General features: G+C 68.5%; 28 protein-coding genes. 12 read left to right on the forward strand and 16 right to left on the reverse strand.

Features of this window, described 5'->3' with window-relative positions; translation table 11 throughout:
* Positions 1–26: 26 nt before the first annotated feature.
* Positions 27–1,277 (reverse strand): NAD(P)/FAD-dependent oxidoreductase, encoded by a 1,251-nt coding sequence (locus tag C5B99_RS10220; RefSeq protein ID WP_104241618.1) that lies wholly within the window; start codon positions 1,275–1,277, stop codon positions 27–29.
* Positions 1,278–1,415: 138 nt separating this feature from the next.
* On the opposite strand from C5B99_RS10220, the gene C5B99_RS10225 reads away from it, so the two are divergent.
* On the forward strand, positions 1,416–1,778 hold the full coding sequence (locus C5B99_RS10225) for a TraR/DksA C4-type zinc finger protein (RefSeq protein WP_104241619.1): 363 nt from the start codon (positions 1,416–1,418) through the stop codon (positions 1,776–1,778).
* A gap of 6 nt (positions 1,779–1,784) precedes the next feature.
* Here the strand turns inward: C5B99_RS10225 and C5B99_RS10230 are convergent, their stop codons facing one another.
* Together C5B99_RS10230 and C5B99_RS10235 are read right to left on the reverse strand one after the other, a co-directional pair.
* Complete coding sequence (locus tag C5B99_RS10230; RefSeq protein ID WP_104241620.1) at positions 1,785–2,144, reverse strand: DUF2695 domain-containing protein; 360 nt, start codon at positions 2,142–2,144, stop codon at positions 1,785–1,787.
* Between the two features lie 69 nt (positions 2,145–2,213).
* Positions 2,214–2,612, reverse strand: coding sequence for a VOC family protein (locus C5B99_RS10235; RefSeq protein ID WP_104241621.1), 399 nt, complete (start codon positions 2,610–2,612; stop codon positions 2,214–2,216).
* A gap of 180 nt (positions 2,613–2,792) precedes the next feature.
* On the opposite strand from C5B99_RS10235, the gene C5B99_RS10240 reads away from it, so the two are divergent.
* Positions 2,793–3,227, forward strand: coding sequence for a hypothetical protein (locus C5B99_RS10240; RefSeq protein ID WP_104241622.1), 435 nt, complete (start codon positions 2,793–2,795; stop codon positions 3,225–3,227).
* A 52-nt stretch (positions 3,228–3,279) separates the two neighbouring features.
* Here the strand turns inward: C5B99_RS10240 and C5B99_RS10245 are convergent, their stop codons facing one another.
* The 3 genes from C5B99_RS10245 to C5B99_RS10255 form a co-directional block, all read right to left on the reverse strand.
* A complete protein-coding gene (locus C5B99_RS10245; RefSeq protein ID WP_104241623.1) occupies positions 3,280–3,891 on the reverse strand; it encodes a dihydrofolate reductase family protein in 612 nt (203 codons plus the stop codon).
* Between the two features lie 67 nt (positions 3,892–3,958).
* Positions 3,959–5,731 carry an HSP90 family protein gene (locus C5B99_RS10250; protein WP_181064982.1) on the reverse strand — a complete coding sequence of 591 codons (1,773 nt, stop codon included), beginning with the start codon at positions 5,729–5,731 and terminating at the stop codon, positions 3,959–3,961.
* Entirely contained in the window at positions 5,728–7,965 is a 2,238-nt protein-coding gene (locus C5B99_RS10255) for a hypothetical protein (RefSeq protein WP_104241625.1), read from the reverse strand. The genes C5B99_RS10250 and C5B99_RS10255 overlap by 4 nt, the downstream gene beginning before the upstream one ends.
* 152 nt (positions 7,966–8,117) lie before the next feature.
* Here C5B99_RS10255 and C5B99_RS10260 point away from each other — a divergent pair, with 152 nt between their 5' ends.
* The gene (locus C5B99_RS10260) at positions 8,118–9,311 is read left to right on the forward strand and encodes a N(5)-(carboxyethyl)ornithine synthase (protein ID WP_104241626.1); all 1,194 of its coding nucleotides are present in this window, start codon (positions 8,118–8,120) and stop codon (positions 9,309–9,311) included.
* A 40-nt stretch (positions 9,312–9,351) separates the two neighbouring features.
* On the opposite strand, the gene C5B99_RS10265 is transcribed toward C5B99_RS10260, so the two are convergent.
* From C5B99_RS10265 to ychF, 4 genes are all read right to left on the reverse strand, one after another.
* Positions 9,352–10,050, reverse strand: coding sequence for a mismatch-specific DNA-glycosylase (locus C5B99_RS10265; protein WP_104242121.1), 699 nt, complete (start codon positions 10,048–10,050; stop codon positions 9,352–9,354).
* A 91-nt stretch (positions 10,051–10,141) separates the two neighbouring features.
* Positions 10,142–10,462: a HigA family addiction module antitoxin gene (locus tag C5B99_RS10270; RefSeq protein WP_104241627.1), complete on the reverse strand. Its 321-nt coding sequence runs from the start codon at positions 10,460–10,462 to the stop codon at positions 10,142–10,144.
* A complete protein-coding gene (locus tag C5B99_RS10275; RefSeq protein ID WP_104241628.1) occupies positions 10,437–10,718 on the reverse strand; it encodes a type II toxin-antitoxin system RelE/ParE family toxin in 282 nt (93 codons plus the stop codon). The genes C5B99_RS10270 and C5B99_RS10275 overlap by 26 nt, the downstream gene beginning before the upstream one ends.
* Positions 10,719–10,751: 33 nt before the next feature.
* Positions 10,752–11,825 (reverse strand): redox-regulated ATPase YchF, encoded by a 1,074-nt coding sequence (gene ychF, locus C5B99_RS10280; RefSeq protein ID WP_104242123.1) that lies wholly within the window; start codon positions 11,823–11,825, stop codon positions 10,752–10,754.
* A 68-nt stretch (positions 11,826–11,893) separates the two neighbouring features.
* On the opposite strand from ychF, the gene C5B99_RS10285 reads away from it, so the two are divergent.
* The gene (locus C5B99_RS10285) at positions 11,894–12,523 is read left to right on the forward strand and encodes a 3'-5' exonuclease (protein ID WP_228496608.1); all 630 of its coding nucleotides are present in this window, start codon (positions 11,894–11,896) and stop codon (positions 12,521–12,523) included.
* A gap of 30 nt (positions 12,524–12,553) precedes the next feature.
* Positions 12,554–13,777: a DNA recombination protein RmuC gene (locus C5B99_RS10290; protein ID WP_104241629.1), complete on the forward strand. Its 1,224-nt coding sequence runs from the start codon at positions 12,554–12,556 to the stop codon at positions 13,775–13,777.
* 162 nt (positions 13,778–13,939) lie between these two features.
* On the opposite strand, the gene glpX is transcribed toward C5B99_RS10290, so the two are convergent.
* Complete coding sequence (glpX, locus tag C5B99_RS10295) at positions 13,940–14,872, reverse strand: class II fructose-bisphosphatase (protein ID WP_228496858.1); 933 nt, start codon at positions 14,870–14,872, stop codon at positions 13,940–13,942.
* Between the two features lie 232 nt (positions 14,873–15,104).
* Between glpX and fbaA the strand changes: the two genes are divergently transcribed.
* The 6 genes from fbaA (at position 15,105) to C5B99_RS10325 (ending at position 20,407) form a co-directional block, all read left to right on the forward strand.
* On the forward strand, positions 15,105–16,130 hold the full coding sequence (fbaA, locus tag C5B99_RS10300) for a class II fructose-bisphosphate aldolase (RefSeq protein ID WP_104241631.1): 1,026 nt from the start codon (positions 15,105–15,107) through the stop codon (positions 16,128–16,130).
* Complete coding sequence (locus C5B99_RS10305; RefSeq protein ID WP_146081981.1) at positions 16,127–16,573, forward strand: DUF6264 family protein; 447 nt, start codon at positions 16,127–16,129, stop codon at positions 16,571–16,573. Before fbaA ends, C5B99_RS10305 begins: the two co-directional genes overlap by 4 nt.
* Before the next feature lie 189 nt (positions 16,574–16,762).
* Positions 16,763–18,064, forward strand: coding sequence for an exodeoxyribonuclease VII large subunit (gene xseA, locus C5B99_RS10310; RefSeq protein ID WP_374953466.1), 1,302 nt, complete (start codon positions 16,763–16,765; stop codon positions 18,062–18,064).
* Positions 18,061–18,297, forward strand: coding sequence for an exodeoxyribonuclease VII small subunit (locus C5B99_RS10315; RefSeq protein WP_104241634.1), 237 nt, complete (start codon positions 18,061–18,063; stop codon positions 18,295–18,297). The genes xseA and C5B99_RS10315 overlap by 4 nt, the downstream gene beginning before the upstream one ends.
* Positions 18,297–18,944: a DUF4245 family protein gene (locus C5B99_RS10320; protein WP_104241635.1), complete on the forward strand. Its 648-nt coding sequence runs from the start codon at positions 18,297–18,299 to the stop codon at positions 18,942–18,944. Before C5B99_RS10315 ends, C5B99_RS10320 begins: the two co-directional genes overlap by 1 nt.
* Positions 18,945–19,045: 101 nt before the next feature.
* Positions 19,046–20,407 carry a class II fumarate hydratase gene (locus C5B99_RS10325; RefSeq protein ID WP_374953467.1) on the forward strand — a complete coding sequence of 454 codons (1,362 nt, stop codon included), beginning with the start codon at positions 19,046–19,048 and terminating at the stop codon, positions 20,405–20,407.
* A gap of 104 nt (positions 20,408–20,511) precedes the next feature.
* Here C5B99_RS10325 and C5B99_RS10330 read toward each other — a convergent pair whose 3' ends face one another.
* From C5B99_RS10330 to C5B99_RS10340, 3 genes are all read right to left on the reverse strand, one after another.
* Positions 20,512–21,138 carry a prepilin peptidase gene (locus C5B99_RS10330; protein WP_104241637.1) on the reverse strand — a complete coding sequence of 209 codons (627 nt, stop codon included), beginning with the start codon at positions 21,136–21,138 and terminating at the stop codon, positions 20,512–20,514.
* A gap of 102 nt (positions 21,139–21,240) precedes the next feature.
* Entirely contained in the window at positions 21,241–22,560 is a 1,320-nt protein-coding gene (locus C5B99_RS10335) for a PhoH family protein (RefSeq protein WP_258063174.1), read from the reverse strand.
* A gap of 258 nt (positions 22,561–22,818) precedes the next feature.
* Positions 22,819–23,595, reverse strand: coding sequence for an isoprenyl transferase (locus tag C5B99_RS10340; protein ID WP_374953192.1), 777 nt, complete (start codon positions 23,593–23,595; stop codon positions 22,819–22,821).
* A gap of 70 nt (positions 23,596–23,665) precedes the next feature.
* On the opposite strand from C5B99_RS10340, the gene C5B99_RS10345 reads away from it, so the two are divergent.
* Positions 23,666–24,406, forward strand: a complete 741-nt coding sequence (locus C5B99_RS10345; protein WP_258063140.1) for a hemolysin III family protein — start codon at positions 23,666–23,668, stop codon at positions 24,404–24,406.
* Here the strand turns inward: C5B99_RS10345 and C5B99_RS10350 are convergent.
* Complete coding sequence (locus tag C5B99_RS10350; protein WP_374953437.1) at positions 24,403–24,756, reverse strand: hypothetical protein; 354 nt, start codon at positions 24,754–24,756, stop codon at positions 24,403–24,405. The two genes, C5B99_RS10345 and C5B99_RS10350, sit on opposite strands and share 4 nt — an antisense overlap.
* Positions 24,753–25,634, reverse strand: a complete 882-nt coding sequence (mca, locus tag C5B99_RS10355; protein ID WP_104241640.1) for a mycothiol conjugate amidase Mca — start codon at positions 25,632–25,634, stop codon at positions 24,753–24,755. Before mca ends, C5B99_RS10350 begins: the two co-directional genes overlap by 4 nt.
* Between the last annotated feature and the right edge of the window lie 76 nt (positions 25,635–25,710).

Genomic DNA, 25,710 nt, shown 5'->3' on the forward strand with positions numbered 1-25,710 from the left:
GCAGACTGCCGCCCTTCCTGGCCGGCTCAGGCAAGGGACTCGGCGACTGCCGCTGCCGCTCGCTGGCCGGCGACGAGCGCCCCTTGGATCGACCCCGTCTCGCGGTGGTCCCCGGTCACGACGACCCGCTCCCCCAGGAGCTGTGGCCCGCGATCCCGCAGGGGTGGCAGCTGGACCGGGAGCGTGTGCGGGATGACGTGGTGCGTGATCACCTCCCAATCCGCGGTGGAGGTCTTGTACAGGCGTGCGAGATCACGGCGCACCTCCGCCTCGCTCGCCAGCCCGTCCAGGCGATCGAGCAGGGTCGTCGCCTGCACGAGGTGCGCTCCTGCTGGGGCGTAGGAGGGCGCGACCTCCGAGATGACGGCGGTGTTCCAGATGGGCCCAGCCGGTCCCCCGCCAGCACGCGAGGCGTCGAGCAGCAGGAAGGGCCCGGTTCGCGGCGTACCCGTCGCCCGGAACCACCAGGTCGTCAGCCCGTGGGTCTTCGGCGCCGTCTGGCCTGTCACCGCGGGCAGTTCGTCGGGCGCCACCGCGACGATCGCGGCGCGAGCCAGGATGGTGCCGCGGTCTGTGGTCACCCTCACCCCGCCAGACGTCTCCTCGACGTCGCGCGCAACGGTGCCGAGCCGCACGGGTTCGTGGAGCCCCGCGGCCATCTGTGCCGGCAGCGCGCGCATGCCGTCCTTGGGGAGTCCCGGCGCGCCAAGGGCGAAGTAGCGGACGAGCTGCTTGACGTAGGCGGCAGACGAGGTGCCGCTGCTGTCGGCGAGGACACCGGCGAGGAAGGTGTCGAGCAGGTCGGTGCGGAGGCGGCCGGTGAGCCCCGCATCGTCGAACGAGGCGCCGAGCTCCTGGTCGGTGCCCGCCTGTTCCGAGTCGGGTCTCAGCAGCGTCGGGCCGAGCCACCGGGCAAGCGCGACGAGATCGGAGAGCGGGGTGTGTGCGCTCAGCAGGGTGCGCAGCGCGTGCTGAGGGTGGCGGATCGGATGCGCGAGCGTCGTCGCCTTCTCGCCTGATCGCACGATCGCCCCGACGCCGAAGCTCTGCAGCTCGAGCGCCCCCAGGTCGACGCACTCCCTGAGTGCCGGGTAGGCGGGGTTGAGCACCTGGAAGCCCCGGTCGCAGAGGAACCCGTCGATGGCCTCGGTGCGGACTCGTCCGCCGACCTCGTCGTGCGTCTCCAGGACGACCACGCTCTGTCCACGAGACTCGAGGCTCTGCGCTGCCCGAAGGCCGGCGAGTCCGGCTCCGATGATGACGACGTCCGTGTCCATAAAACTCCGTTCGATGGCGTAGTGCGTCATTGTCCGTGAGCAACCCGGGCCGCCCCTGAGCGCTTCAGGCACTTCAGGCGGTTCAGGCGGTTCGGGTTCCGTCAGGACTTCCGGCGTGTGCTGGACAAGAATGGCGGCATGGATGGAGCTGACACGCACGCGGAACGCCTGGAGGCCCTGCGGTTGCTCGCTGCAGGGCGTGTCGCGAGCAGTGCGGCCGCCCTCGAGTCGCTGGTGCATGATCGTGCGTCGCTCAACGATGACGACGAGCACGACCCAGATGGGGCGCCCCTCTCGGCGGAGTGGTCGAGGCTCGCAGGCCAGTCCGACGCCGCGAAGTCGGAGCTCCGGCAGATCGAAGCAGCGCTGCTGCGCATCGAGGCGGGCACCTACGGTGTCTGCGTGACGTGCGGCAGGCGGATTCCGGACCAGCGCCTGCGCGTGCGCCCGTTCGCCGAGCAGTGCGTCGCCTGCGCGGAGCGGTCGCTCCCTCGTCGCTGACCGAGGTCAGTAGGCGCTTCCGCGCTCTGTCCACCAGAGCCTGCAGGGCTGCGTCGACCCGCGACGAACGCCTAGGCAGGCTGGCAGGACCTGGGGCTCGCCCTCGCCGGCATCAGCGGCGTTCAGGAAGATCTCGCAGTCGCAGTAGGCGCCCATGCGGCCGAGTCGCTCGAGGAGCGCGGTTGCCCGCGGCGCCTGGCGCTCCTGGTACCACTTCGAGAACCGATGCGTTCCATCGCATCCGAACTCGTCGAGCTGGTCGGCGACGTAGCAGAGCACGCACTCCCCTGATCTCGGCGCAAGGAGCTCACCGGCGAGGCTCCGCACGAAGGACTCGGCTTCTCTGTCAATTCGTTGATCTGTCATGCCGACAGTTTGGACCGGACCACCGACATTCTGACGGGCCACTCGCGGGGGTGGTGTGCGGGACGGCGCTCAGGACTCCCGAGACGAGAGGACGCAGAATTCGTTGCCCTCTGGGTCGCGCAGCACGACCCACGTGGTGTCCTCCCCCTGCCCCACGTCAGCTCGGCTGGCCCCGCGGGCGAGCAGCGCGTCGACGTGCGCCACCTGGCTCTCGTGCAACGGGGCGGCGAGGTCGATGTGCAACCGGTTCTTCACCGTCCGCTCGTCCGCAACCGGCACGAAGACGAGTCCCGGCCCGACCTGCTCGAACGGCACCCCCGGGTTCTCCTCGTCGAGCCACTTGGGGATGACCGCGGCCTCGTTCTCGTCCTCGAAGCTCACCTGCCAGTCGAGCGTCTCCGCCCACCAGGCCGCAAGCGCACGGTGGTCGTGCGCGTCGACGACGGTCGAATACCAGCGAAGTCCCATGCGTGCCTCCTCAGACCGGCCCATCACGATCAGCCCATCCTGCTGGCCGGAGCTGGGTGCGAGCGGGATGCCATGGGGCCTCGATGGCGGGTCCAAGCAGTTTCAGAGAAGCGCGCAGCCCCGATGGGTCGTACGTTTGGTCCTGAACCACCGGTCAGGAACACGGAGAAGGAGCGCGCAATGGCGGAGAAGACGGCTGGACTGTCGAAGGACGAGCGGGACGCGGTCAAGCAGCGCGCCGCAGAGCTGCGCGCTGAGCAGAAGGCCGGGAAGAACCGCGCCGCTGGCGACGCCGCCATCCAGAAGGCCATCTCAGAGATGACAGACGAGGATCGAGTGCTCGCCGAGGGCATCGACCGCATCGTGAAGGAGGTCGCCCCGCAGCTCATGCCGAAGACCTGGTACGGGTTCCCCGCCTACACCGACGCCGACGGCAAGGTCGTCGTGTTCTTCAAGGCGGCCTCGAAGTTCACGACGAGGTACGCGACGCTCGGGTTCGAGGAGGCAGCGCAGCTCGACGACGGCAACCTCTGGGTGACGTCGTTCGCGCTCATCAGCCTCACCCCCGAGACCGAGAAGACCATCGCGGACCACGTCCGCAAGGCCGCCGGCTGAGCTGAGCCCCTCGAGGAGAGATGACGGGCAGACCCCTGCCGGCCCGGTGCGGTCAGCGCTTGGCCGACCTCCGGTAGCGGATGTGCGTCGACAGGGGCGAGTGCAGCACCTCGACGGGTTCGTAGTCGAACACCTCGACGCCGTCGAACATCCGCTCGCCGGAGCCGAGCAGCACTGGCGCGACGTCGAGCGTGAGCTCGTCGACAACCCCCGCGTTGAGCGCCTGTCGAACGGTGGAAGCGCCGCCGGCGATGTCGACGCCCTTGCCTCCAGCGGCCTCGACGGCCCTGGCGTAGGCCGCGTCGAAGCCGCCCGTGACGAAGTGGAAGCTCGTGCCGCCCTGCATCTCGATGGGGTCGCGTGCGTGGTGCGTGAGCACGAAGACCGGCGCGTGGTACGGCGGCTCGTCACCCCACCACCCGCGCCAATCCTCATCCCACTCGCCGCGAACGGGACCGAACATGTTCCGCCCCATCACGTAGGCGCCGCGAGGTCGCATGAGCCAGCCGGTCGCGAGCTCGTCGGCGTCCGTCGCCCGTGGGTCGCCGATGTGCCAGCCGTGCAGCTCGTGCCCTCTTCGGCCGAGCGGATGCTCCGCGCTCTGCTCGGGACCCGCGACGAAGCCGTCCAGGGAGATGGACATGTGGCAGGTGGTGTCGGACATCGAGAGTCCTTCCGTCGACGCGGGATCGGCCCGTGAACGCGACCCTACTCCCGGTCTCGTCGCCCTGTCACGCCCCGGAGCCCGCCGCGGCGATCAGCGTGTGCAGCGTGCTGCTGAGCAGCTCACCGTGCCGCTCGTCGAGCGTCTCGCCGGCTCGCAGCAGGCCGATGACGTACAGGCCGCTGATCGCTTCGGCACGCACGCGCTCGTCACGCACCTGCCCAAGCGAGCGCACCGCGTCGCTCGACACGTTCATGACGAGCCTCGGTCGCGTGGGCTGCGACGCCGGTGCGCTGAGGAGGTCCGCCCACGGGTCCGCTTCCGCGTCGGCATCGGTCGGTTGACCCCGGTACTGCTCGCTCGATGCGGCGACGAACAGGGAAGGGGTGGATGCAGGGGCGAACTCCCGCAGGTCGAGATCGACCCCGAGCCGGTCGAGGACGATGCGCGCCTGCGATTCGAATCCTCGAGCCGCAGCGTCGTCGTCACGCGGCTCCGGCAGCTCGTCGAGGAACGAGTGGGGGTCGAACGCCCGAACGCGCGCCGCGTGCCCACGACGCTCGCGCACCTTGCGCAGGATCTCGCTCCCGTACACGTAGGAGCCGTTCACCAGCAGCGCCTTCCTCGCGCGAAGCAGCGGCGCGAACGCCGTGAAGTCGGTCATCGAGGCGGTGTACTGCACGTCGTCCGAGATGCGCAGGATCTGGGCGAGGGTCATCGTGCCCTCGCTGGTCTCCCAGGGCACGTGGCCGATCACGAGGTCGAGCATGTCGTCGTCCCCCGCCGCCATCGCGAGGATGCCCTTCGCGTGCACGTCCATGAATCGGTCGAAGCCGACCGGATCGCGCAGCGCGAAGTGCTCGATGCACTGCCGGAGCTGCGTGCCGATCTGCGCCTTCACCTCGCCGATCGCCGACGAGTCCTGGAGGGACTCGCGGGATGCGGTCAGGGGCAGGTCGCCGCCCTCGACGGCGAGCCGCACGAAGTAGGCCCAGTTCGGAGCGAGCTGCACGTTGTCGTCGGCGACGAACATGCCGTGCGAGTAGACCGTGTCGCCGTGTCGGTTCCCGACCCGCCCCGGGCTGTCCGAGATGAAGGCGACGCCGACCACACCCGCGGTCGGGACGTCGACGGGGAGCACTGCGAGGGGCATGAACCCGAACTCACGGCGACACCACTCGGCCGCCTCGAAGTCGGAGGTCCGCCACGGTGGCGTCCTGGTGCTGACGAGCTCCGGCGGGTGCCGGGGGGTCGTGCGCAGCGAGATCGGGAGCTCAAGCAGGCTGGCGAAGCGCTCGGCGAGCAGACGCACCCGCACCGGGTCGACCCATTCTCGGTCGTCGGCGCGAGCCTGAACGCGCACCTCGGTGCCCGCGTCCGGCAACGGAGTCTCCGCGGGTGTGATCGTGAACGTGCCGTCCGAGCTCCCAACCCAGCTCATCGTCGGCGCGTCCGCCGAGCGCGCGCTGCGCGAGCGCACCTCGATGCGATCCGCGATCAGGAAGCAGGAGAGGAGGCCGATGCCGAACTGGCCGAGGTACTGTCGGCGCACTCGGGTGAAGTCGCTGCGCTTGCTCGACGCGCCGATGGTGGCGAGCACCGACCGCATCTCCTCCTCGGTCAGCCCGATGCCATGGTCGCGGACCAGCACGGCCCCACCGTCCTCGACCTCGACCGCGATCTCCTGGGGCGCGGTCGGATCGAGCTCGCTCCTGGCTACGACCGCGTCCCTGGCGTTCTGGATGAGCTCGCGGAGGTACACGCGCGGACTCGAGTACAGGTGATGGGACAGGATGTCGACGATGCCGCGCAGGTCGACGCGGAAGCTCTCCCCGCTCATGCGGACGCCCCGAAGGAAGCGTCGCCCGCGAACCATCTCTCGCGCACCCAGGTGCTCCAGCGGTCATCGCCGTTGCGGGCATCCAGTCGGCGGGTGATGTCGGCGGCGAGCGCACGGAGGTCCGGCCCTCGAGGGTCGTCGGGGGCCGTGGCGAGCAGGGCGCTGCCGCACGCGGCGAAGATCATCAGGTCGCTCGGCGACTCGTCGACGTCCGCCAGCAGCGCGTCGATGAGCGGCCCGAGCTCGACGCCGGGTGCGGCTATCCCCTCGAGCAGCACCCATCCGGGCAGCGGACCGAACGCGTCCACGTCGCCGTCGACACTCTTGAGGATGCGGGCCAGCTCGGCCGAGGCGGCGGCTCTGTTCCCTGACCGAGCGTCCAGCCAGCACAGCCAGGCGGTCGCGGCGCGCACCTGCTCAGCGTCGCCGTCCGCGAGGATCCCTCTCGCGGTTGCCGCCGCGAACGCAGGCGCCGCGAACGCGGTGAGGCGGACGACTTCGAGGTCGACCGTGACCCGATCGAGCATCCGGCTCTCCGCTTCCAGCTGGGGTCCGAGTTGCTCGAGGGCGGCGCGCAGCGACGCCGTGTCGCCGCGGTGGGCCGCCACCTCCGCGCGTGCGAGGGTCAGGTGGGCGGTGGGTCCCCCGGTGACCGCTCGGAGGCGCACCTCTGCCTCGATGAGCTCCTCGATCTCCGGCCAGGTGACGTAGGGCGCGGCGACCGCCTGGTCGACGGTCACGGCGAAGAAGCGCTCGCCGATGGCCGCGATGGAGTCCTCGATCGCGTCCGAGTCGTTCCGAAGCTCCACCTGGGCCGCGCGGAAGTCGCGCACGAGCGTGGCGATGTCGCCCTGCTGGCCGGCGCGCAGGCCATGCAGCAGCGGCACGCAGTACCGAGTGGTGGCGCACTTCAGCTGCTCTGAGCGCGCGGAGAGCGAGGCCGCGAGGGCGTCGGCGTCCTGGGAGGTCTCGGCCGAGAGAAGGTCCATCGTGGCGCCGAGGTGCGCGACGTAGCGGTGCTTGATGGAGATGGGCGGCTCGTCCATGCTGACCGAGGCGGTGCGCGGCAGCCAGCCGGACGCGAGGATCGTCTCCGCTCGCTCTTCCACGTCGCCCCAGACGCCCTCGTCATCGGCAGCCTCCGGTCGCGTCGGTGCGGGCAGGCCGGCCCACCTGAACTCGTCGAGCTCCCGCGAGTGCACGTCGGTTCCGCCGCGTCGGTCGAGCGTGGCGGCAGCCTCCTCGGCGAGCGCTCGCAGCAGCCCGCCCTCGTCCCCGGTCGGGTCGGCGAGGATGCGGTTGCGCGCCGTGGCGGCGGTGGCCTCCCAGTCGCTCCCGTCGAGGTGCAGGTTGCGGAGGGTGTGGTCGACGGCCTCGAGCGCGGCCTCCGGACGCTCCTCGAGGACTGGGATGAGGAACTCCGCGACCCCGTCCCGCGCGAGTCGGGAGGCCCCGATCCCGGCGAGGAGCTGGTCGGCGATGAGGTTCGCGTCGCTTCGACGGCCGGCGCGCACGTAGAAGAAGGCGAGCAGGATGAGGAGGGGCGTGGCGTTCTCCGCGTCGGAACGCGTGGCGTCGAACTGACCCGGGTCGATCTCGAGCATCCGCAGCCGCTGCTCGAGCGTCTCCGTCGCGCGCGGCAGATCGAAGCGCGCGACGAGCGGCAGCTCCATCTGGATGACGCCGGAGTCGTCCGGCCGCCACTCGACGCTGTTCTCGGATCGCCACCGTTGGATCCAGTCGAACGTCGCGTCGGCGTCTCCCCTGGCCGCGGAGACCACGGCGCGCGCCACGTAGACGCCCACGATGTCGGCACCGCGCTGTCGTATCTGCTGCTCGACGAGGTCGATGGCGCGGGCGATCTGCTCAAGCGACACCGCCGGGTCGTCGACGAGCGTCATGCTCGCGGTCGCGATGGAATTGAGCATGCGCCCGACGTTCTCGGGCGCGATGAGGTCGCCATGGCGGTGGATGACCTGCATGAGCCGCACGTACGCATCGAGCGCTCGGACCGCGAGTCCCGCCTTGACGAGGGTCGTGTACTGGCCGAAGCGGGCGCTCGCGATGAGGTGAGGGAACTCGGCGCGCTCGCAGTCCTCGATGAACTCGTCCCAGACCTCGAGCTTGCCCTCGTCCTCGGGAAGGTCCCAGATCGCGGAGCTGCGTTCGAAGAGAGCTTGGATGCGCTCGTGCTGCTCGGCGTCGAGCGTGGCGATCTCTGAGTACGCGATCATCTGGGCCTCCAAGCTGCGGTCTGCTTCCCGAGGTCACCGCACGCTTGGACGCTGGGGAAGGTGGCTGCCGGTCACCCTAGCGAATGCGCCTGCCCGAAATGGGCGTACTGTCAGGGCAGGAGCTGACTCTGGTTCCCCAATGATGGGATCCCATGTCGTCCGCTGTCGCCTCCACCCGCGCTCCGCTGCTCTCGCTCGGAGTCCTCGCCGACTCCTCGATGGAGAACGAACGCCGGCTTCCCCTCCACCCGCATCACCTCGATCGGATCGACGCGGATGTGCGGGCTCGCATGATCGTGGAGCGCGGCTACGGGGCCGACTTCCAGCTCGAGCCCGGTTACGTGGAATCGCGTGTCGGGAGGGTCGCCGAGCGAGCCGAGGTCCTCGCCTCCGCTGACGTGCTCCTGCTCCCGAAGCCGCAGGCTGCGGATGTCGCGGCGCTCGCGCCGGGGCGGGTGCTCTGGGGGTGGCCGCACTGCGTCCAGGACCCGGAGGTGACGCAGATCGCCATCGACAGGAAGCTGACGCTGATCGCGTTCGAGGCGATGAACCACTGGACGCCGCAGGGTGACATGAGCCTGCATGTCTTCCACAAGAACAACGAGCTCGCCGGCTACTGCTCCGTCATCCACGCGCTCAGCCTCATCGGGCTGACGGGCCTCTACGGCCCTCGCCTCAGGGCAGTCGTGATCGGCTTCGGTGCGACCGCTCGAGGCGCGGTGACGGCGCTGAACGCGCACGGCATCCACGACATCGAGGTGCTGACACAGCGCGGCGCGGCGGCCGTGGGCTCTCCTATCCACAACGCCCACATCACGCAGCTCAACACGGATGACGGACCCACGCACCTGAGCACCGTCAGCACCGAGCAGGGCGATTGGCTGCTCCCCGACTTCCTGGCCACCTACGACATCGTCGTCAACTGCACCTTCCAGGATGTCGCCGCGCCGTTGACCTACCTCCTCACGGAGAACCTCGCGCGGTTCTCGACGGGGAGCCTCATCATCGACGTCTCCTGCGACGAGGGCATGGGGTTCGAGTGGGCACGGCCCACGACGTTCGAGCAGCCGATGTTCACGGTCGGGCAGGGCGTCAACTACTACGCCGTCGACCACAGCCCGTCCTACCTGTGGAACTCCGCCACCTGGGACATCAGCGAGGCCCTGCTCCCGTTCCTCCGCCCCGCTCTCGAAGGCCCGGAGGCGTGGGCTGAGAGTGCGACGCTCACTCGCGCGATCGAGATTCGGGACGGTGTGATCCAGAACCCGAGCATCCTGAGCTTCCAGGGGCGCGAAGCCGAGTACCCGCACCGCGTTGTCACCGCCCAGGTGCCGCTCGCGTCCTGACGGAGCATGCCTGGTTGTCCATGACGTGAGGGCTGCGTCGTCACTCGGCAGGAAGCGAGTCCCAGACCTCTCGCCATTTGGCGGCGAGGGTGTCGATCGTCTCGTGCGCGTTCAACCCGCTGGGCTGAGGGACGACCCACAGGTCGACGTCCTCCGGCCAGCCCGGGACAGTCCCCGCCTCCTGACGCCCGAGCTTCGACTTCGGCAGGCCGAACGCGGTGCGGAATGCGGTGATCCCGGCGACGGCAACTGCGTCGGGCCGCATCTCATGCACGCGCTCGATGACTCGCCGGCCGCCTTCGCGCAGCTCCGAGGGCGTCAGCTCGTCGGCACGCGCCGTCGCTCGGCCCACGAGGTTCGTGAGCGCGATGCCCCGGCCGAGCAGCTGCTGCTCGTCTGACGCAGACAGGCCACGCGATGCGTCGACGGTGTGATCCGTGAAGCCGGCCCGGTGGAGCGATGGCCAGAATCGGTTGCCGGGTCGCGCGAAGGGGGCATTGACCGCGGCCGTCCACAGTCCCGGGTTGACGCCCACGATAAGCAAACGAACCGTCGCGAGGTCGACGGGGAGGATGTCGTCCATGGCGTGCTCATCGGGCGTCTGGAACTGTGCCAGCTCGGCGGTCACGGGCTTGCGCCCGCCGAGTGGGGACGCGCGACGCTCCTTGGCCGGGACCGACGAGGAAGTCGACGGGTCGATCTCAACTCCAGCCGCACGAGGCGGAGAAAGGGACGACATCTTCACGCCATCCGAGCCATGCGGAGTCACGGCGACAGGCATTCAGCGTCGACTGCGTCACCGTGCGCAGAGACACCGATCGACAGATCCGTCATGCGACCTTCAACGGTGTGATCGCGGCAACCTTGTCGCGCAGAGCCCTGCGCTCGAGTCGCAACTCGTAGTTCGACTGCAGGTTCATCCAGAACTCCTCCGACGTCCCGAAGTACCGCGCCAGTCGGATCGCGGTGTCGGCGGTGATGCCGCGTTTGCCGTGCACGATCTCGTTGATCCGACGCGGAGGCACACCGATGGACACCGCGAGCTTGTTCTGCGTGATGCCGAACCCCTCGATGAAGTCCTCCATCAGGATTTCCCCTGGGTGGATCGGCTCGATCGCGTCCGCGTCAGTGATAGTCGATGAGTTCGACATCTTCCGCCCCTCCCTCTCTCCAGACGAAGCAGATACGCCACTGGGAGTTCACACGGATACTGTGTTGACCGCGTCGATCGCCAGCCAGCTTCTCCAGGCGGTTCCCCGGAGGGATCCTCAGATCTTCCGCATCTTTCGCCGCATGGATCAGCTCGAGCTTCCTCAGGGTTGCTCGTTGGACCGCCCGATCGACGCCCTTGACATACTGCTCGCGCCAGATGCGCTCGGTCTCCTTGCTCCCGAACGATCTGATCACGAGGTCAGCGTATAACGCAGAGCGTCAATAACGCTAGACGTTAAAGCGGAACTCCACGACGTCGCCGTCCTGCATGACGTACTCCTTGCCCTCCATGCGGGCCTTGCCCTTGGCGCGAGCCTCAGCGGTGGAGCCGGTCTCGACGAGGTCCTCGAACGAGATGACCTCGGCCTTGATGAAGCCGCGCTCGAAGTCGGTGTGGATGACGCCGGCCGCCGCTGGGGCCTTCCAGCCCTTGCGGATCGTCCACGCGCGCGACTCCTTGGGGCCCGCGGTGAGGTAGGTCTGCAGCCCGAGCGTGTCGAAGCCGATGCGGGCGAGCTGGCTGAGGCCCGACTCGTCCTGACCGAGCGACGCGAGGAGCTCGGCGGCTTCCTCGGGGTCGAGGTCGATGAGCTCGGACTCGGTCTGCGCGTCGAGGAAGATCGCCTTCGCCGGAGCGACCAGCGCCGCGAGCTCAGCCAGCTTCTCCTCGCTGCTCAGCGCGGCCTCGTCGATGTTGAAGACGAAGATCATGGGCTTGGCCGTCAGCAGGCCGAGCTCCTTGATGGGCTCGAGGTCGATCTTGGTGGCCGAGAGCAGCGTGCCCTCGTCGAGCGCCGCCTTCGCCTCGTTCGCCGCCTCGAGCACGGAGGAGTCAAGACGCTTCTGCTTGACCTCCTTCTCGAAGCGCGGGAGCGCCTTCTCGATGGTCTGCAGGTCGGCGAGGATCAGCTCGGTGTTGATCGTCTCCATGTCGCTCGCGGGCTCGACCTTGCCGTCGACGTGCACGACGTCGCCGTCCTCGAAGCCGCGCACGACCTGCACGATCGCGTCCGCCTCGCGAATGTTGGCGAGGAACTGGTTGCCGAGCCCCTCGCCCTCGCTCGCACCGCGCACGATGCCGGCGATGTCGACGAACGACACTGCGGCGGGCAGGATGCGCTCAGAGCCGAAGATCTCGGCGAGCACCTTCAGCCGTGCATCCGGCAGCTCGACGACCCCCACGTTGGGCTCGATCGTGGCGAACGGGTAGTTCGCCGCGAGAACCTGGTTCTTCGTGAGTGCGTTGAAAAGGGTCGATTTGCCGACGTTGGGCAGGCCGACGATGCCAAGAGTAAGAGCCACGAGCACCTATCGTACTTGCCCACCGGATGCGCCACACCCGATTCGACCGACGCCAGGTTCGTGCCACCATGAATGACGTGACCATCGACTTCACCGCGATCGACTTCGAGACCGCCAACGGCTCTCCGGCCTCAGCGTGCGCCGTCGGACTCGTCAAGGTGCGGGACGGTGCCGTCGTCGAGCGCGCCAGCTGGCTCATCCAGCCCCCGCAGCCCCACGACGCGTTCCTGCCCTTCAACGTCCAGCTGCACGGCATCAGCCGGGAGATGACCCGCAGTGCTCTGACCTGGGAGGAGCAGCTCCCCCGTCTCCTGGCCTTCGTCGGAGACGATGTGCTGGTCGCGCACAACGCGCGTTTCGACATCGGCGTGGCCGTCACGATCAGCCTTGCGACGAACACGACGCTTCCACCGCTCGCCTACTTCTGCTCGCTCCGACTCGCGAGACGCAGCTACGAGCTGCACTCCTACCGCCTCCCGGTGGCCGCGGAGGCGGCAGGCTTCACGACGCTCGTGCACCACGACCCCGTCTCCGATGCGGAGGCGAGCGCCGCCATCGTCGTCGACGTCTCACGAAGGCTGGGAGCTGTGGAACTCGCCGACGTGGGCGCGTCGACGGGCGTCGACATCGAGCGCATCGAGCTCAGCAGGGAGCGGGAACTCGCCGCGACACTCACCGCGGCGGCCACCTTCGCCTGAAATGTCGGAGGCACCTGCGAGGGTGGATGCATGGACCTTCTCCCGCTCGTCATCGGCCTCCTCCTCGGCCTCATCGTCGGTTTCGCGATCGCCGCGATGCGGGGAGCGAACCAGCGCCAACAGCTGGCGACCGAGCTGGCGGGTGCCAGCGCACGCGCCCTCGCTGCGAGCGAGGCACGCTCCACCGCCGAGCAGCACCTCGAGGAGGTGCTCGCACGGGAGCGCTCGCAGCTCGAGGCGCGCCGCACGAAGGACGTCGGCGAACAGCAGGTGCTCACGGCGCTCGCCCCGGTGAACAAGCAGCTCGAACTCATGCGCCGCGCCGTCGCCGCCATCGAGGAGCAGCGCCTGCAGCAGCACGGCGAGCTCAGCGAGCAGCTCCGCAACCAGCACGAAGCTGACGAGCGCCTGCGGGCGACAACCGACTCGCTCGCCTCCGCTCTGCAGTCCAACCAGGCACGAGGTGTGTGGGGCGAGGCCCAGCTTCGCAACATCGTCGAGGCCTCCGGAATGATCGAGCGCGTCGACTTCGACACGCAGGTCACGCTCACCGGGGAGCAGGGCGCGGGGCGCCCGGACATGATCGTGCACCTGCCAGGGGGCAAGCACCTCGTCATCGACGCGAAGGCCCCGATGGCGAAGTATCTCGCCGCGAGCCAGCTCAGCGAACTCGGCGACCAGGAGGAGACCGCACGCCGGCGCAGCCTCATGAGCGACCACGCGAAGGCCCTTCGCTCACACGTCACCGCCCTCGCCGCGCGCGGCTACCCGAGCGCGGTGCCCGGATCCCCCGAACTGGTCATCGCGTTCGTCCCCAGCGAGTCGGCGCTCTCGGCCGCAGTCGCCTCCGACCCGTCGCTCCTGGAAGACGCGATCCACCGCGGAGTCGCGGTCACGTCTCCCGTCTCGCTCTGGGCCACCCTCCGCGCCATCGCCTACGCCTGGCAGCAGGACGTGCTCGAAGACCAGGCCCACGAGATCTTCGAACTCAGCACCCAGCTCCACACGCGTCTCGGCACGCTGGCCACGCACATCGACAAGCTCGGCCGGTCGCTGGCTGGCGCCACCACCAGCTACAACGCGTTCCTGGGCTCCCTCGAGACGCGAGTCCTCCCCACCGCTCGAAAGCTGGACGCCCTCAACATCGGCTCCCCCATCAGCACGCCGCGCCCCGTCGAGGAGCAGCTTCGCGGGCTCACCGCACCCGAACTCACCGAGCATCGAGACACGCAGCCCGAGCTCACGGAGCGCTGACCCGACCCCTCGAACGGGCGAACTCCCGGAAGAACCGCACGCGAACGGCTCCTCAACGACAAACGCTGCCAGCCCGATGCCGCGACGGTGAACGCCGGGAACATCAGACTGGCAGCGCTTTGGCGGCAGCTCCAGAAGAGCTGCGTCAGCTGCCGGCGGAGATCAGAGCCACTTGTCCGCGAGGTGCTCGGCCGTCACACGACGCACGGTGCCGGAGCGGGACCGGAGCACCACCGAGTCCGTGAAGATGCGATTGCCGGACCGGCGAACCCCGGCGCACAGTCCACCGTCGGTCACACCCGTCGCCACGAAGTACGTGTTCTCGGTGCGGACTAGGTCGTCCTGCGTGAGCACTGCGTCCAGGTCATGCCCGGCAGCGATCGCGCGCTCGCGCTCCTCGGCGTTGCGCGGGTACCAGCGGCCCTGCAGCACGCCGCCGAGTGCCTTGATGGCGCACGCCGTGATAATGCCCTCGGGAGTTCCGCCGATGCCGACGCACATGTCGATGCGCCCGGTGCCGCGCGCTGCGTTGATGCCACCGGCGACGTCGCCATCGAGCATGAGCTGTGTGCCGGCACCCGCCGCGCGGATCTCGTTGATGAGCTCCTCATGGCGCGGACGGTCGAGCACGGCGATGACCATGTCCTCGACCGGCTTGTTCTTCGCCTTGGAGAGGGCGCGGATGTTCTCGCCGATCGGGCGGGCCAGGTCGATGACGCCGACACCCTCGGGACCCGTGACGATCTTCTCCATGTAGAAGAGGTCCTTCGGGTTGTACATCGAGCCGCGGTCGGCCACGGCGATGACGCTCAGCGCGTTCTGCCGGCCAGCGGCCGTGAGGCTCGTGCCATCGATCGGGTCGACGGCGATATCGCAGTCGGGGCCCTGCCCGTTGCCGACCTGCTCGCCGTTGAAGAGCATCGGGGCTTCGTCCTTCTCGCCCTCGCCGATGACGACGACACCGGCGAAATCGACGGTCGAGAGGAACTTGCGCATGGCGTCGACCGCCGCACCGTCGGCGGCGTTCTTGTCACCTCGCCCGATGAACGGCGTCGCCCGGATGGCCGCAGCCTCGGTCGCACGCACCAACTCCATAGCGAGGTTGCGGTCGGGGTTCGCGAAGAGCTGCCCGTGCTCCGGAGTTGAAGTGGCGGAAGATGAGGTCACAAGGGTCCCTTTCGCTGGCGTTATGGACGTTCTCGCCGAGCAATCACACGACACCATTGCTCCGCGCCATCCGGTTCTCAACCCTAGTACGAGCGCTCGGAGAAAGTCGGCGGCCCTGGCTAGACTTCAGTCGTAAGTTCCAAGCGCTGAAGGAGCACATATGCCCATCGCAACACCGGACCAGTACGCCGAGATGCTGAACCGAGCCAAGGAAGGCGGCTTCGCGTACCCAGCGATCAACGTCTCCAGCTCGTCGACGATCAACTCCGTCCTCCAGGGTCTCACCGAAGCCGGCTCAGACGGCATCCTCCAGGTCACCACGGGCGGTGCCGACTACTTCGCCGGCCAGTCCGTCAAGGCTCGCGCCTCCGGTGCGCTCGCCATGGCCGCATTCGCGCACGAGGTCGCGAAGAACTACCCGATCACGGTCGCGCTGCACACCGACCACTGCCCGAAGGACGCGCTCGACGGCTTCGTCTACCCGCTCCTCGAGGCATCCGCTGACCAGATCAAGCGCGGCGGCGAGCCGATCTTCCAGTCGCACATGTGGGACGGCTCGGCTGTGCCGCTCACGGAGAACCTCGAGATCGCGTCGAAGATCCTGAAGCTCACGCAGGCCAACAACCAGATCCTCGAAGTCGAGATCGGCGTCGTCGGCGGCGAAGAAGACGGCGTCGCGCACGAGATCAACGAGCACCTGTACACGACGCTCGACGACGCCATCGCGACCGTCGAGGCACTGGGCCTCGGCGACCGCGGCCGCTACATGGCCGCGCTCACCTTCGGCAACGTCCACGGCGTCTACAAGCCGGGCAACGTCAAGCTGCGCCCCGAGCTCCTCGCGGAGATCCAGGCAGGCCTCGCAGCCAAGTACGGAACCGGCGCCAAGCCGCTCGACCTCGTCTTCCACGGCGGTTCGGGATCGACCGACGAGGAGATCGCCGAGGCGGTCCGCAACGGCGTCATCAAGATGAACATCGACACCGACACGCAGTACGCGTTCAGCCGCTCCGTCGCCGACACCGTCCTGAAGAACTACGACGGCTTCCTCAAGATCGACGGCGAAGTGGGCAACAAGAAGGTCTACGACCCCCGCTCATGGGGCAAGAAGGCCGAGACCGCCATGGCGGCTCGCATCATCGAGGCCACCAAGCAGCTCGGCTCGTTCGGTCACTCGGCCGCGTGAGCGTGACGCCGGGATCCGAGCCGCAGGACTCGGTGCAGGAGGTAAAGCGGAAGAACGACCGCTTCCTCGGCATCGGGTTCCTCGTGCTCGGCCTCGTCGCCACAGTCCTGAACATGACGACGTTCACGGAGAACTCGTTGGCGGGCCAGATGGCCCTGCTCTACGAGGACTTCGGGATCAGCGGCTACGTGCGACCTGAGGGTCTCGGCTCCCTGTCCACCACCGCTGTCCTGGTACTGCCGGCGATCTACGCCCTCACGCTGTACCTGACGCTCGTCCGCTGGAAGGCCGGCAAGCGGGCGATGTGGATCCCGATCATCGGCGCCGTCGTCACCCTCATCACGATCTTCGGCTTCACGATCGCCGCGATCCTGATGCACGGTGAACTGCTCGAGGCCATCTCGAGCGGCGCCCTGCCGATGCCGACGCCAACCTCCACGTAGGGCGTGGCGACAGCAGTCACGCTGACGTCACCACGTGCCTGCCCGGGCGAGCCACCTGGCCGCCCGGGCGGGCCGGGTTCTCCACAGCACTGAAGCATCGGCCGCCGCACGCGATATCCTCGATCTCGCATGCGGCGGCCGATTCTTTGTGCCCAGCAGCACGCTCCCTCCGCGATCGCAGCGGGAGACATCAGATTCGAGAAGAGGCACGTGGTCGTCATCCAGCCCCCGAAGTCAACGCCGGATGCGCCGTGGCCCGTCAGCGTCGTCTCAGAGCTCGTCCGCGACTGGATCGCACGCCTCGGGTCGGTCTGGATCGAGGGAGAGCTCACCGGCTGGAGCATCCGCGGTGGGCACGCCTACGGGAAGATCAAGGACCTCGACGCGGACGCAACCCTGTCGGTCACCGCTTGGCGCAGCGTCGTGCAGCGTCTCGACAGCGAGTTCAAGCAGGGTGACCGCGTCATCGCCAGCATCAAGCCCGACTTCTGGGTCAAGGGCGGCACGCTGTCGATGCAGGTCTCGGACCTCCGGCACGTCGGGCTCGGCGATCTTCTCGAGCGGCTCGAGCGACTCCGGAAGCAGCTGGCGGCAGAAGGCCTCTTCGCCGACGAGCGCAAGAAGCCCCTCCCCTTCCTGCCGGGCACCATCGGTCTCATCACGGGGCGCGAGTCCGACGCGGAGAAGGACGTGCGCCGCAACTCCGAGCTCCGCTGGCCAGCGGTGCAGTTCCGCACAATCCACACCCCCGTGCAGGGTGACCGCACCGTTGCCGAGGTCTCCGCCGCGCTCCGCGAGCTCGACGCCGACCCCGAGGTCGACGTCATCATCGTCGCCCGAGGCGGCGGCGACTTCCAGCACCTGCTGCCGTTCAGCGACGAGAGCCTGGTGCGCCTCGTCGCGACGCTCTCCACGCCCGTCGTCAGCGCCATCGGCCACGAGGCCGACCGTCCGATCCTCGACGACGTCGCCGACCTGCGCGCCTCCACCCCGACAGACGCCGCCAAGCGCGTCGTGCCGGACGTCGCGGAGGAGCTCGCTGGCGTCCAGCAGGCCAGAGCCCGCATCCTGCAGCGCATCGTCGACCGTGTGCGCAGCGAGTCCAACGCCCTCGAGTCGCTCGTCTCACGGCCAGCGCTCGCCAACCCGTCGTGGATCATCGACCAGCGCGGCGAGGAGCTCATGCGCGCCTCCCAACGCGGCGAAGAGCTCATCACTCGGCGAATCGACCGCGAACACGACCGGCTCGAATCGCTGGCGAGGCACCTGCGGGGCCTCTCGCCGCAGGGCACGCTCGAGCGCGGCTACTCCATCGTCGAACGCGTCGACGGTGGTGCGAAGTCGCTCGTCACAGGATGGCAGGACGCCCCCGCGTCGACCGAGCTCCGCATCCGAACGGCCGATGGCCGCATCTCAGCCTCGTCGCTCGGCGGCGAGGCCATCATCACACCAGGCGCCCCGGACGGCGCAACGGAGGCGAACGTAGAATGACCACCATGCAGGAACAGACCGACATCGCCGAGCTCAGCTACGAGCAGGCACGCGACGAGCTCATCTCGGTCGTGAGCCAGCTCGAGCAGGGCAGCGCCTCCCTCGAGGCGTCGCTCAAGCTCTGGGAGCGCGGGGAGCAGCTCGCCGCGCACTGCGAGTCCTGGCTCCTCGGCGCCAGGAAGCGCCTCGAGGCGGCACGTCGACGCGACGACGAAGCTCTGGACGAGGCCTGATGGCCAAGCAGAAGCAGCCACCGGTCGTCGCGGAACTCGGGCGGCCGGAGACCCCGGAGGAGACGTTCGCGCGCAAGGCCGAGTCTTCGCGGCTATACCGGAAGCGCAAGACGATCAACAACCTCGTCTACTCGCTCCTGGTGTCGCTGGGCCTCGTGCTGTTCATCGTGGCGATCGTGCCGCGCAACGACACTCCCGTGACCTTCGACGTCGATTTCGCGTCAGAGGCGCAGAGCGCGCAGGGCGACTTCGCCGCCCCGCTGGTCGTGCCTCAGGTTCCGGCGGACTGGACCGCGAACGAAGCCGAGATCCGCACAAGCGCCGACGGCGTCAGCGAGTGGTACATCGGCTTCCTGGTCGGCCCGAAGGGCGCACCCACCGAGTACGTCGGCGTCAGCCAGGGCATCGGCGTCAACCCCACCTGGCTGCTGGACGCGACGCGCGAGCGCACCCCGACGGGAACCGTGCAGGTCGGCGGCCTCGACTGGATCGAATACGACGCGACCGACCTCAGCCCGGAGGATGCAGGCAACCGGGCCTACATGCTCGTCCACGAGCAGGACGGCCAGGCCTACCTCGTCTACGGCAACAACTCCCCCGAGACGGTCACGAAGCTGGCAGAGCTGGTCGCGGCCGACCTCGACTGAGGCCAGGACTCGATAGGCTGGCTCGGACAGAGATCGGCTACCTGGAAAGGTCACACAACGTGGTGGAAAATCAAGACGAGTACCGCATCGAGCACGACACGATGGGCGAGGTCCGCGTTCCCAAGAACGCCCTCTACGCCGCGCAGACGCAGCGCGCAGTCGAGAACTTCCCCATCTCCGGTGCAGGCCTCGAGCCGGGCCAGATCATCGCCCTCGCGCGCATCAAGCGCGCCGCCGCGATCGTCAACGCGAAGCTCGGAATCATCGAGCAGCCGGTGTCCGACTCGATCGTTGAGGCCGCTGAGCAAATCATCGACGGCAAGTACCTCGACCAGTTCCCGGTCGACGTCTACCAGACCGGGTCCGGCACCTCCTCGAACATGAACATCAACGAGGTCCTCGCGACACTCGCGACGCGCGGCCTCGGCGGCCCCGTCCACCCCAACGACCACGTCAACGCGTCGCAGTCGTCGAACGACGTCTTCCCGACCTCCGTGCACGTCGCCGTGACGGACGCGCTCCTCAACGACCTCATCCCGGGTCTCACGCACCTCGCCGAGGCCCTGGACCGCAAGGCGCAGCAGTGGGCATCCACCGTCAAGGCCGGGCGCACGCACCTCATGGACGCCACCCCGGTCACGCTGGGACAGGAGTTCGCGGGCTACGCCCGTCAGATCCGCCTCGGCATCGAGCGCGTGCAGTCGACCATCTCGCGCGTCGCTGAGGTCCCCCTCGGCGGCACCGCGACCGGCACCGGCATCAACACGCCTGCCGGCTTCTCTCAGCAGGTCATCGCCGAGCTCGCCGACAACGCGAAGCTCCCGCTCACCGAGGCCCTCGACCACTTCGAGGCTCAGGGCGCACGCGACGGCCTCGTCGAGGCCTCCGGCGCGCTGCGCACCATCGCGGTGAGCCTCATCAAGATCAACAACGACCTCCGCTGGATGGGCTCGGGCCCGAACACGGGACTCGGCGAGATCCAGATCCCCGACCTGCAGCCTGGCTCCTCGATCATGCCGGGCAAGGTGAACCCGGTCGTCCCGGAGGCCGTGCTCATGGTCGCCTCGCGCGTCATCGGCAACGACGCAGCCATCGTCTTCGGCGGAGCGTCCGGCTCGTTCGAGCTCAACGTGCAGATCCCGGTCATGGGAACCGCGCTCCTCGAGTCGATTCGCCTCCTCTCCAATGGCGTGCGTGTGCTCGCCGACAAGACCGTCGATGGCCTCGTCGCGAACGAGGAGCGTGCCCGCGCGCTCGCCGAGTCGTCGCCCTCGATCGTGACCCCGCTCAACCGCATCATCGGGTACGAGGCGGCAGCCAAGATCGCGAAGTACTCGGTTGCCAACAAGGTCACGGTGCGCCAGTCCGTCATCGACCTCGGCTACGTCGAGCGCGGCGACATCACGGAAGAGCAGCTCGACGAGAAGCTCGACGTGCTCAGCATGACCACGCCCAACCTGTAGGCGAAGAGCCGACAGCAGAAGGCCCGCCGGGAGAACCCGGCGGGCCTTCTGCGTCCCCAGAGGCCTGCGCCTCGACAGCACGAGCGCGAGCGCGAGCGCCGGCACTACCCGAACGGCACGGCGAGCCACAAGACGGGAAGCCAGTACCCGGCGAGCAGCGCCGGCCCGAACGCGATGCTGCGACGGCGATCCCGGGTCCGTGCCAGGACGACGACGCTCTGCACTCCCCCGATGAGGATCGCCAGCACGCCGAGGAGCACGGCGAGCGAGGGGTCGACGAGCGCCGCCGCCCAGCTGAGCACGGCCCCGAGCTTCACATCGCCCATGCCGAGGCCGCCGGTGAGCGCCAGGACGAGCAGGACGGCCCCTGCCGCGGCGCCGGTGGCGGCGGCGAGAAGATCCGGCGTTCCGTGCAGCGCCCAGTCGGCGACCCAGGCGATGAGGACCCCGAGCGCCCCGAGCGCGACGAGGCGATTCGGCAGCCGGTGCTCCCGGGCATCCACCGCCACGAGTCGTGGAGTAACCGCTGCGACGGCGAGCGCCGCCGGCAGGAGCTCCGGGTGCTGCGGGACCGCCGATGCCACGCCGATCACGAGCAGCGCCCCGACGCACAGCGCCGCTCCGGCGCGCGACCACCGTGACCGCGGGACCGGACCCTGCGCGTCCGAAGCACCGCGCAGGGGATCCGGCCCCGTCACAGTAAGGGGGTCGGCCTCCGCACGTTCTGCCATGCCCGGACACTAGTCAGATCTGGAGCCACCCGCAGAAGTTCCCCACAGGCCAGGTCGAGGCCCGACTCGGTGCAGCGCAACCGAGCCGGGCCCGCGTCCCCATCACACCTCGTAGTCGCCGAGCAGCTCCGTGACGAGCGCCGCGATGTCGCTGCGCTCGGACCGCGTGAGCGTCATGTGGGCGAAGAGCTTGTGTCCCTTCAAGGTCTCGATGACCGAGGCCACCCCATCGTGCCGGCCGACGCGCAGGTTGTCCCGCTGCGCCACATCATGGGTGAGCACCACGCGAGAGTTCTTGCCGATCCGAGAGAGCATCGTGAGCAGCACGTTCCGCTCGAGCGACTGCGCCTCGTCGACGATCACGAACGCGTCGTGCAGCGACCGGCCCCGGATGTGCGTCAGGGGCAGGATCTCGAGCATCCCCCGGTCCATGACCTCGTCGATGACGTTCTCCGACACGATCGCCGACAGGGCGTCGTAGACCGCCTGGCCCCACGGGTTCATCTTCTCGCCCTGATCGCCGGGCAGGAAGCCGAGCTCCTGCCCGCCGACGGCGAAGAGCGGTCGGAAGACCATGATCTTCCGGTGCAGCCCGCGCTCGAGCACCGACTCGAGCCCTGCAGCCAGGGCGAGGGCACTCTTCCCAGTGCCCGCGCGTCCGCCGAGGGAGACGATGCCGATCGAGGAGTCGAGCAGCAGGTCGATGGCGAGTCGCTGCTCCGCAGACCGCCCGTGCACGCCGAACACGTCCAAGTCGCCGCGGACGAGTCGGACGGCGCCCTTCCCCGACACGCGTCCGAGTGCTGATCCGCGGTCCGAGTGGATCACGAGGCTCGTGTTGATGGGCAGTTCGTCGACGGTGGCGGTCGCGACCGTCTCGTCCGTGTACAGCGTGTCGAGCTCGTCCGCGCCGAGGGAGATCTCGGCGACCCCCGTGTAACCGGTGTCGCGGGCCAGCTCGGCTCGGTACTCCTCAGCAGCCAGGCCGATCGCCGAGGCTTTCACGCGCATCGGGAGGTCCTTGGACACCACCGTCACGGCGAGGCCCTCACCAGCGAGGTTCTGCGCGACGGCCAGGATGCGTGTGTCGTTGTCTCCCAGCTGCATTCCGCTGGGGAGGACGCTCATGTTCGAGTGGTTGAGCTCGACGCGCAGCGTGCCGCCTGCCTCCCCGATGGCGATGGGGAAATCGAGGCGCTCATGCTTGATGCGCAGCTCGTCGAGGAACCTGAGCGCCTGGCGGGCGAAGTACCCGATCTCCGGGTCGTGGCGCTTCTTCTCCAGCTCCGTGATCACGACCACGGGGATGACGACCGCGTGCTCCGCGAAGCGGAAGAGTGCCCTCGGATCGCTGAGCAGCACCGACGTGTCGAGCACGTAGGTGCGGGTCGAGATGGACGAGTCGGGAACCGCGGCATGCACGGCGCCCCCTTCCTCGTTCTCGAGGTGGTCGGTGTTGCGCTGTGCGGGTATCACGGCAGTTCCGCTCCTTCGCCAAGCTCTCGCTCGTCGCTGGGTTACGTTCCGACCACAGGGGCACTCGGTAGGGGGAAACGAACTTCGGGAACCTGTGGCCGTTTCGATCAGGCACCGTACCTGATGGCATTAACGTACGACGGCGGGGACCACGCCACGCGCAGGCGAAAGTTAAATTTCGTGTCGTGTCTGGGAGCGTCGCGGCTACTGGCCGTAGCGTCGCTGGCGGGACGCGAAGTCGCGCAGCGCGCGGAGGAAATCGACCTCGCGCAGGTCGGGTCCCAGTGCCTCGACGAAGTAGAACTCGGAGTGCGCAGACTGCCACAGCATGAAGTCGCTGAGCCGCTGCTCACCGGAGGTGCGGATGACCAGGTCGGGGTCCGGCTGGCCGCCCGTGTAGAGGTGCTCGGCGATGAGGTCAGGCGTGAGGATGTCCGCGAGGGCCGCGACGTCGCCACCATCTGCCGCGTGTGCGCGCACGATCCTGCGCATCGCGTCGACGATCTCGCTGCGGCCTCCGTACCCGACCGCGAGGTTCACGTGCATGCCTCGACGCTGCGCCGTGTCGCGTTGCAGACGCTCGAGCGTCGCCCCGAGTCCGGAAGGGAGGTGCTCGGGAGATCCGGCGTGGTGCACCCGCCAGCGCGCGTTGTCGGCGATCTGCATCGCGAGCTTCTCGATGATGTCGATGAGCGCGTCGAGCTCTTCGCTGCTGCGGTTCTTGAGGTTGTCGTTCGACAGGAGGTAGAGGGTCACGACCTGGACGCCTTCCCGGTCGCACCAGGCGAGGAACTCCATCATCTTGGCGGCCCCCGCTGCGTGCCCCTGGGCCGCATCCCGCAACCCGAGCTGCCTGGCCCAACGCCGGTTGCCGTCGATGATCATCGCGACGTGCTTCGGCTTGGGACGACCGTGCAGAGATCGGCGCAGTCGCCTCGTGTACAGCCCGTACAGGAAGCTCCGCAGGCTCGTGGGAATCATCGACATGGTTCGAACAACGTACCGGACCACGGGTCAGATGCACGTGCACGGGGCCGCGTAGAGTGCGAGGGTGGCTTCAGAACATCACGCGGATTCGGAACTCGACTCGGGCCAGGAGCCCACCGTGCACTTGCCCCTGCTCGAAGCTGAATCGGGCGCGAGCGTCGCCGAGGCGAAGCCATCGTGGCGGGGCTGGGTGCACGCCGGCACGCTTCCCGTCTCGATCGCGGCGGGGATCGTGCTCATCGTGCTCGCCGAGGGCACGACCGCCAAGCTGGCCTGCGCGCTCTACGCGATCTGCTCCTGGCTGCTCTTCGGCATCTCCGCCCTCTACCACCGCTTCAACTGGAGCGAGAAGACGCGGGTCGCCCTCAAGCGGTTCGATCACGCGAACATCTTCCTGCTCATCTCTGGGACCTACGCACCCATAGCGCTGGTCGCGCTGCCGCCGGAGAAGGGGTGGCCGCTGTTCGCGATCGTCTGGGGCGCAGCGCTGCTTGGCATCTGCTTCCGCGTGTTCTGGATCGGCGCCCCGCGGTGGCTGTACGTCGCCCTGTACATCGCGCTCGGCTGGGCTGCCGTCGCCTACCTCGGCGACATCGCCGCCGTGAACGTGGCCACGGTGGTGCTCATCGTCGTCGGCGGCCTGTTCTACACGGCCGGCGCCGTCTTCTACGCGCTCAAACGCCCCAATTTCTGGCCGGGGCACTTCGGCTTCCACGAGCTGTTCCACGTGTTCACGGTGCTGGCGTTCCTCAGCCAGTGGACGGGCATCCTGCTGCTCTGCATCGACCCGCCGGTCTTCGCCTAGGGCTTGGCCGCCGGGGGTTCGTGGTCGGGCTCGCGATGCTCAGGCGCGGCCTGCTCCTCGGGCTCCTGGCCGAGCTGAGGGCTCTCGGTGCCCTCGGCCACCGTTCCCTCGTTCGCTGCCATCTCGGCCTGCAGCTGTTCGCGGATACGAGCCCTCGCCTGCACCCGACTCGTGCGGCGGATGAGGTCCATCACCAGGAGGCCGGTCGCGACGGCGACGAAGATGAAGACGAAGAAGCCGAGCGGGCCCGGCGTCACGTCGTCCGGGTTGAAGGGCAGCTCCTCCCCAGGCGTCGGCGCCGTCGCCGCAAGCGACAGCACCCAGGACTGGGCGGAGGCGAGCAGCATCACTCGGAGGCCTCCGCAGCGCCCTGCTTGTCGTCGTTGCGTTCGTCGACGCCCGAGAACAGGTCGGTCTCTGGCGTCGGGGCATCCACTCGGGAGTCGACGAGCTCGAAGTCGTCGTACGGGTACGCCGCGGCCTCGATGTCGCGAGGAATCGCGAAGAACCCGCTGTCAGGCGCCACCTGGCTCGCGTGCGAGCGAAGCGCCGAGTCGCGGGCGTCGAAGAACTCGTCGATCTGGATCTGCGTCGTCACGTTGCTCGGCTTGTCTCGCATCCAGGCGAGCATCTGCTCGAGGCGCTCGAGCAGCGGCGACTCGGGGTCGAGCGCCTTGATGTGCTGCAGGAGGCTGTCTGCCCGCTTCCCGTTCATGGTGCGGTCGTAGTACAGCTTCGAGATGCGCCACGGCGAGCCCAGCTCGGGGTGCGTCGCGAGGCCCGACTCCCGCCACACGCGCATCGAGATGTCGTGGGTGCGGATGTGGTCGGGGTGCGGGTAGCCGCCGTTCTCGTCGTACGTGACGAGCACGTGCGGGCGGAACTCCCTGACCAGGCGCAGCAGCGGACGCGCGGAGATGTCGAGGGGGATGCTCGCGAACGAGTTCAGCGGCAGCGATCCGTCCTCCGAGGCCATGCCGGAGTCGACGTACCCGAGCCAGCGGTGCTCGACGCCGAGGAACTCCTGGGCGGCAGCCATCTCGACGCGCCGGAGTCCCGCCAGGTCGCGCTGGGCGTGCGAGACGGACTCGAGACCCGGGTTGAGGATGTCGCCGGCCTCGCCTCCGGTGCAGCTCACCACCATGACCTCGGCGCCCTTGGCACGGTACGCGGCGTATGTCGCGGCGCCCTTGCTGGACTCGTCGTCGGGATGGGCGTGGACCGCCATCAGTCGAAGTGTCACTGGTCTCCTCGGGGAACGTTAACCTAGACAGAGAGCCTATCTCGCGCGGCCCGCACTTTCT

It is taken from the genome of Pseudoclavibacter sp. Z016 (assembly GCF_002931215.1).
In the GTDB taxonomy this organism is placed as follows: domain Bacteria; phylum Actinomycetota; class Actinomycetes; order Actinomycetales; family Microbacteriaceae; genus Pseudoclavibacter.

What these genes read in the sequence shown, in the direction of transcription:
- C5B99_RS10220 (WP_104241618.1), bottom strand. Translation starts at nt 1,277, where the DNA reads ATGGACACGGACGTCGTCATCATCGGAGCCGGACTCGCCGGCCTTCGG.
- C5B99_RS10225 (WP_104241619.1), top strand. Translation starts at nt 1,416, where the DNA reads ATGGATGGAGCTGACACGCACGCGGAACGCCTGGAGGCCCTGCGGTTG.
- C5B99_RS10230 (WP_104241620.1), bottom strand. Translation starts at nt 2,144, where the DNA reads ATGACAGATCAACGAATTGACAGAGAAGCCGAGTCCTTCGTGCGGAGC.
- C5B99_RS10235 (WP_104241621.1), bottom strand. Translation starts at nt 2,612, where the DNA reads ATGGGACTTCGCTGGTATTCGACCGTCGTCGACGCGCACGACCACCGT.
- C5B99_RS10240 (WP_104241622.1), top strand. Translation starts at nt 2,793, where the DNA reads ATGGCGGAGAAGACGGCTGGACTGTCGAAGGACGAGCGGGACGCGGTC.
- C5B99_RS10245 (WP_104241623.1), bottom strand. Translation starts at nt 3,891, where the DNA reads ATGTCCGACACCACCTGCCACATGTCCATCTCCCTGGACGGCTTCGTC.
- C5B99_RS10250 (WP_181064982.1), bottom strand. Translation starts at nt 5,731, where the DNA reads ATGAGCGGGGAGAGCTTCCGCGTCGACCTGCGCGGCATCGTCGACATC.
- C5B99_RS10255 (WP_104241625.1), bottom strand. Translation starts at nt 7,965, where the DNA reads ATGATCGCGTACTCAGAGATCGCCACGCTCGACGCCGAGCAGCACGAG.
- C5B99_RS10260 (WP_104241626.1), top strand. Translation starts at nt 8,118, where the DNA reads ATGTCGTCCGCTGTCGCCTCCACCCGCGCTCCGCTGCTCTCGCTCGGA.
- C5B99_RS10265 (WP_104242121.1), bottom strand. Translation starts at nt 10,050, where the DNA reads ATGTCGTCCCTTTCTCCGCCTCGTGCGGCTGGAGTTGAGATCGACCCG.
- C5B99_RS10270 (WP_104241627.1), bottom strand. Translation starts at nt 10,462, where the DNA reads ATGTCGAACTCATCGACTATCACTGACGCGGACGCGATCGAGCCGATC.
- C5B99_RS10285 (WP_228496608.1), top strand. Translation starts at nt 11,894, where the DNA reads ATGAATGACGTGACCATCGACTTCACCGCGATCGACTTCGAGACCGCC.
- C5B99_RS10290 (WP_104241629.1), top strand. Translation starts at nt 12,554, where the DNA reads ATGGACCTTCTCCCGCTCGTCATCGGCCTCCTCCTCGGCCTCATCGTC.
- glpX (WP_228496858.1), bottom strand. Translation starts at nt 14,872, where the DNA reads ATGGAGTTGGTGCGTGCGACCGAGGCTGCGGCCATCCGGGCGACGCCG.
- fbaA (WP_104241631.1), top strand. Translation starts at nt 15,105, where the DNA reads ATGCCCATCGCAACACCGGACCAGTACGCCGAGATGCTGAACCGAGCC.
- C5B99_RS10315 (WP_104241634.1), top strand. Translation starts at nt 18,061, where the DNA reads ATGACCACCATGCAGGAACAGACCGACATCGCCGAGCTCAGCTACGAG.
- C5B99_RS10320 (WP_104241635.1), top strand. Translation starts at nt 18,297, where the DNA reads ATGGCCAAGCAGAAGCAGCCACCGGTCGTCGCGGAACTCGGGCGGCCG.
- C5B99_RS10325 (WP_374953467.1), top strand. Translation starts at nt 19,046, where the DNA reads ATGGGCGAGGTCCGCGTTCCCAAGAACGCCCTCTACGCCGCGCAGACG.
- C5B99_RS10330 (WP_104241637.1), bottom strand. Translation starts at nt 21,138, where the DNA reads ATGGCAGAACGTGCGGAGGCCGACCCCCTTACTGTGACGGGGCCGGAT.
- C5B99_RS10340 (WP_374953192.1), bottom strand. Translation starts at nt 23,595, where the DNA reads ATGATTCCCACGAGCCTGCGGAGCTTCCTGTACGGGCTGTACACGAGG.
- mca (WP_104241640.1), bottom strand. Translation starts at nt 25,634, where the DNA reads ATGGCGGTCCACGCCCATCCCGACGACGAGTCCAGCAAGGGCGCCGCG.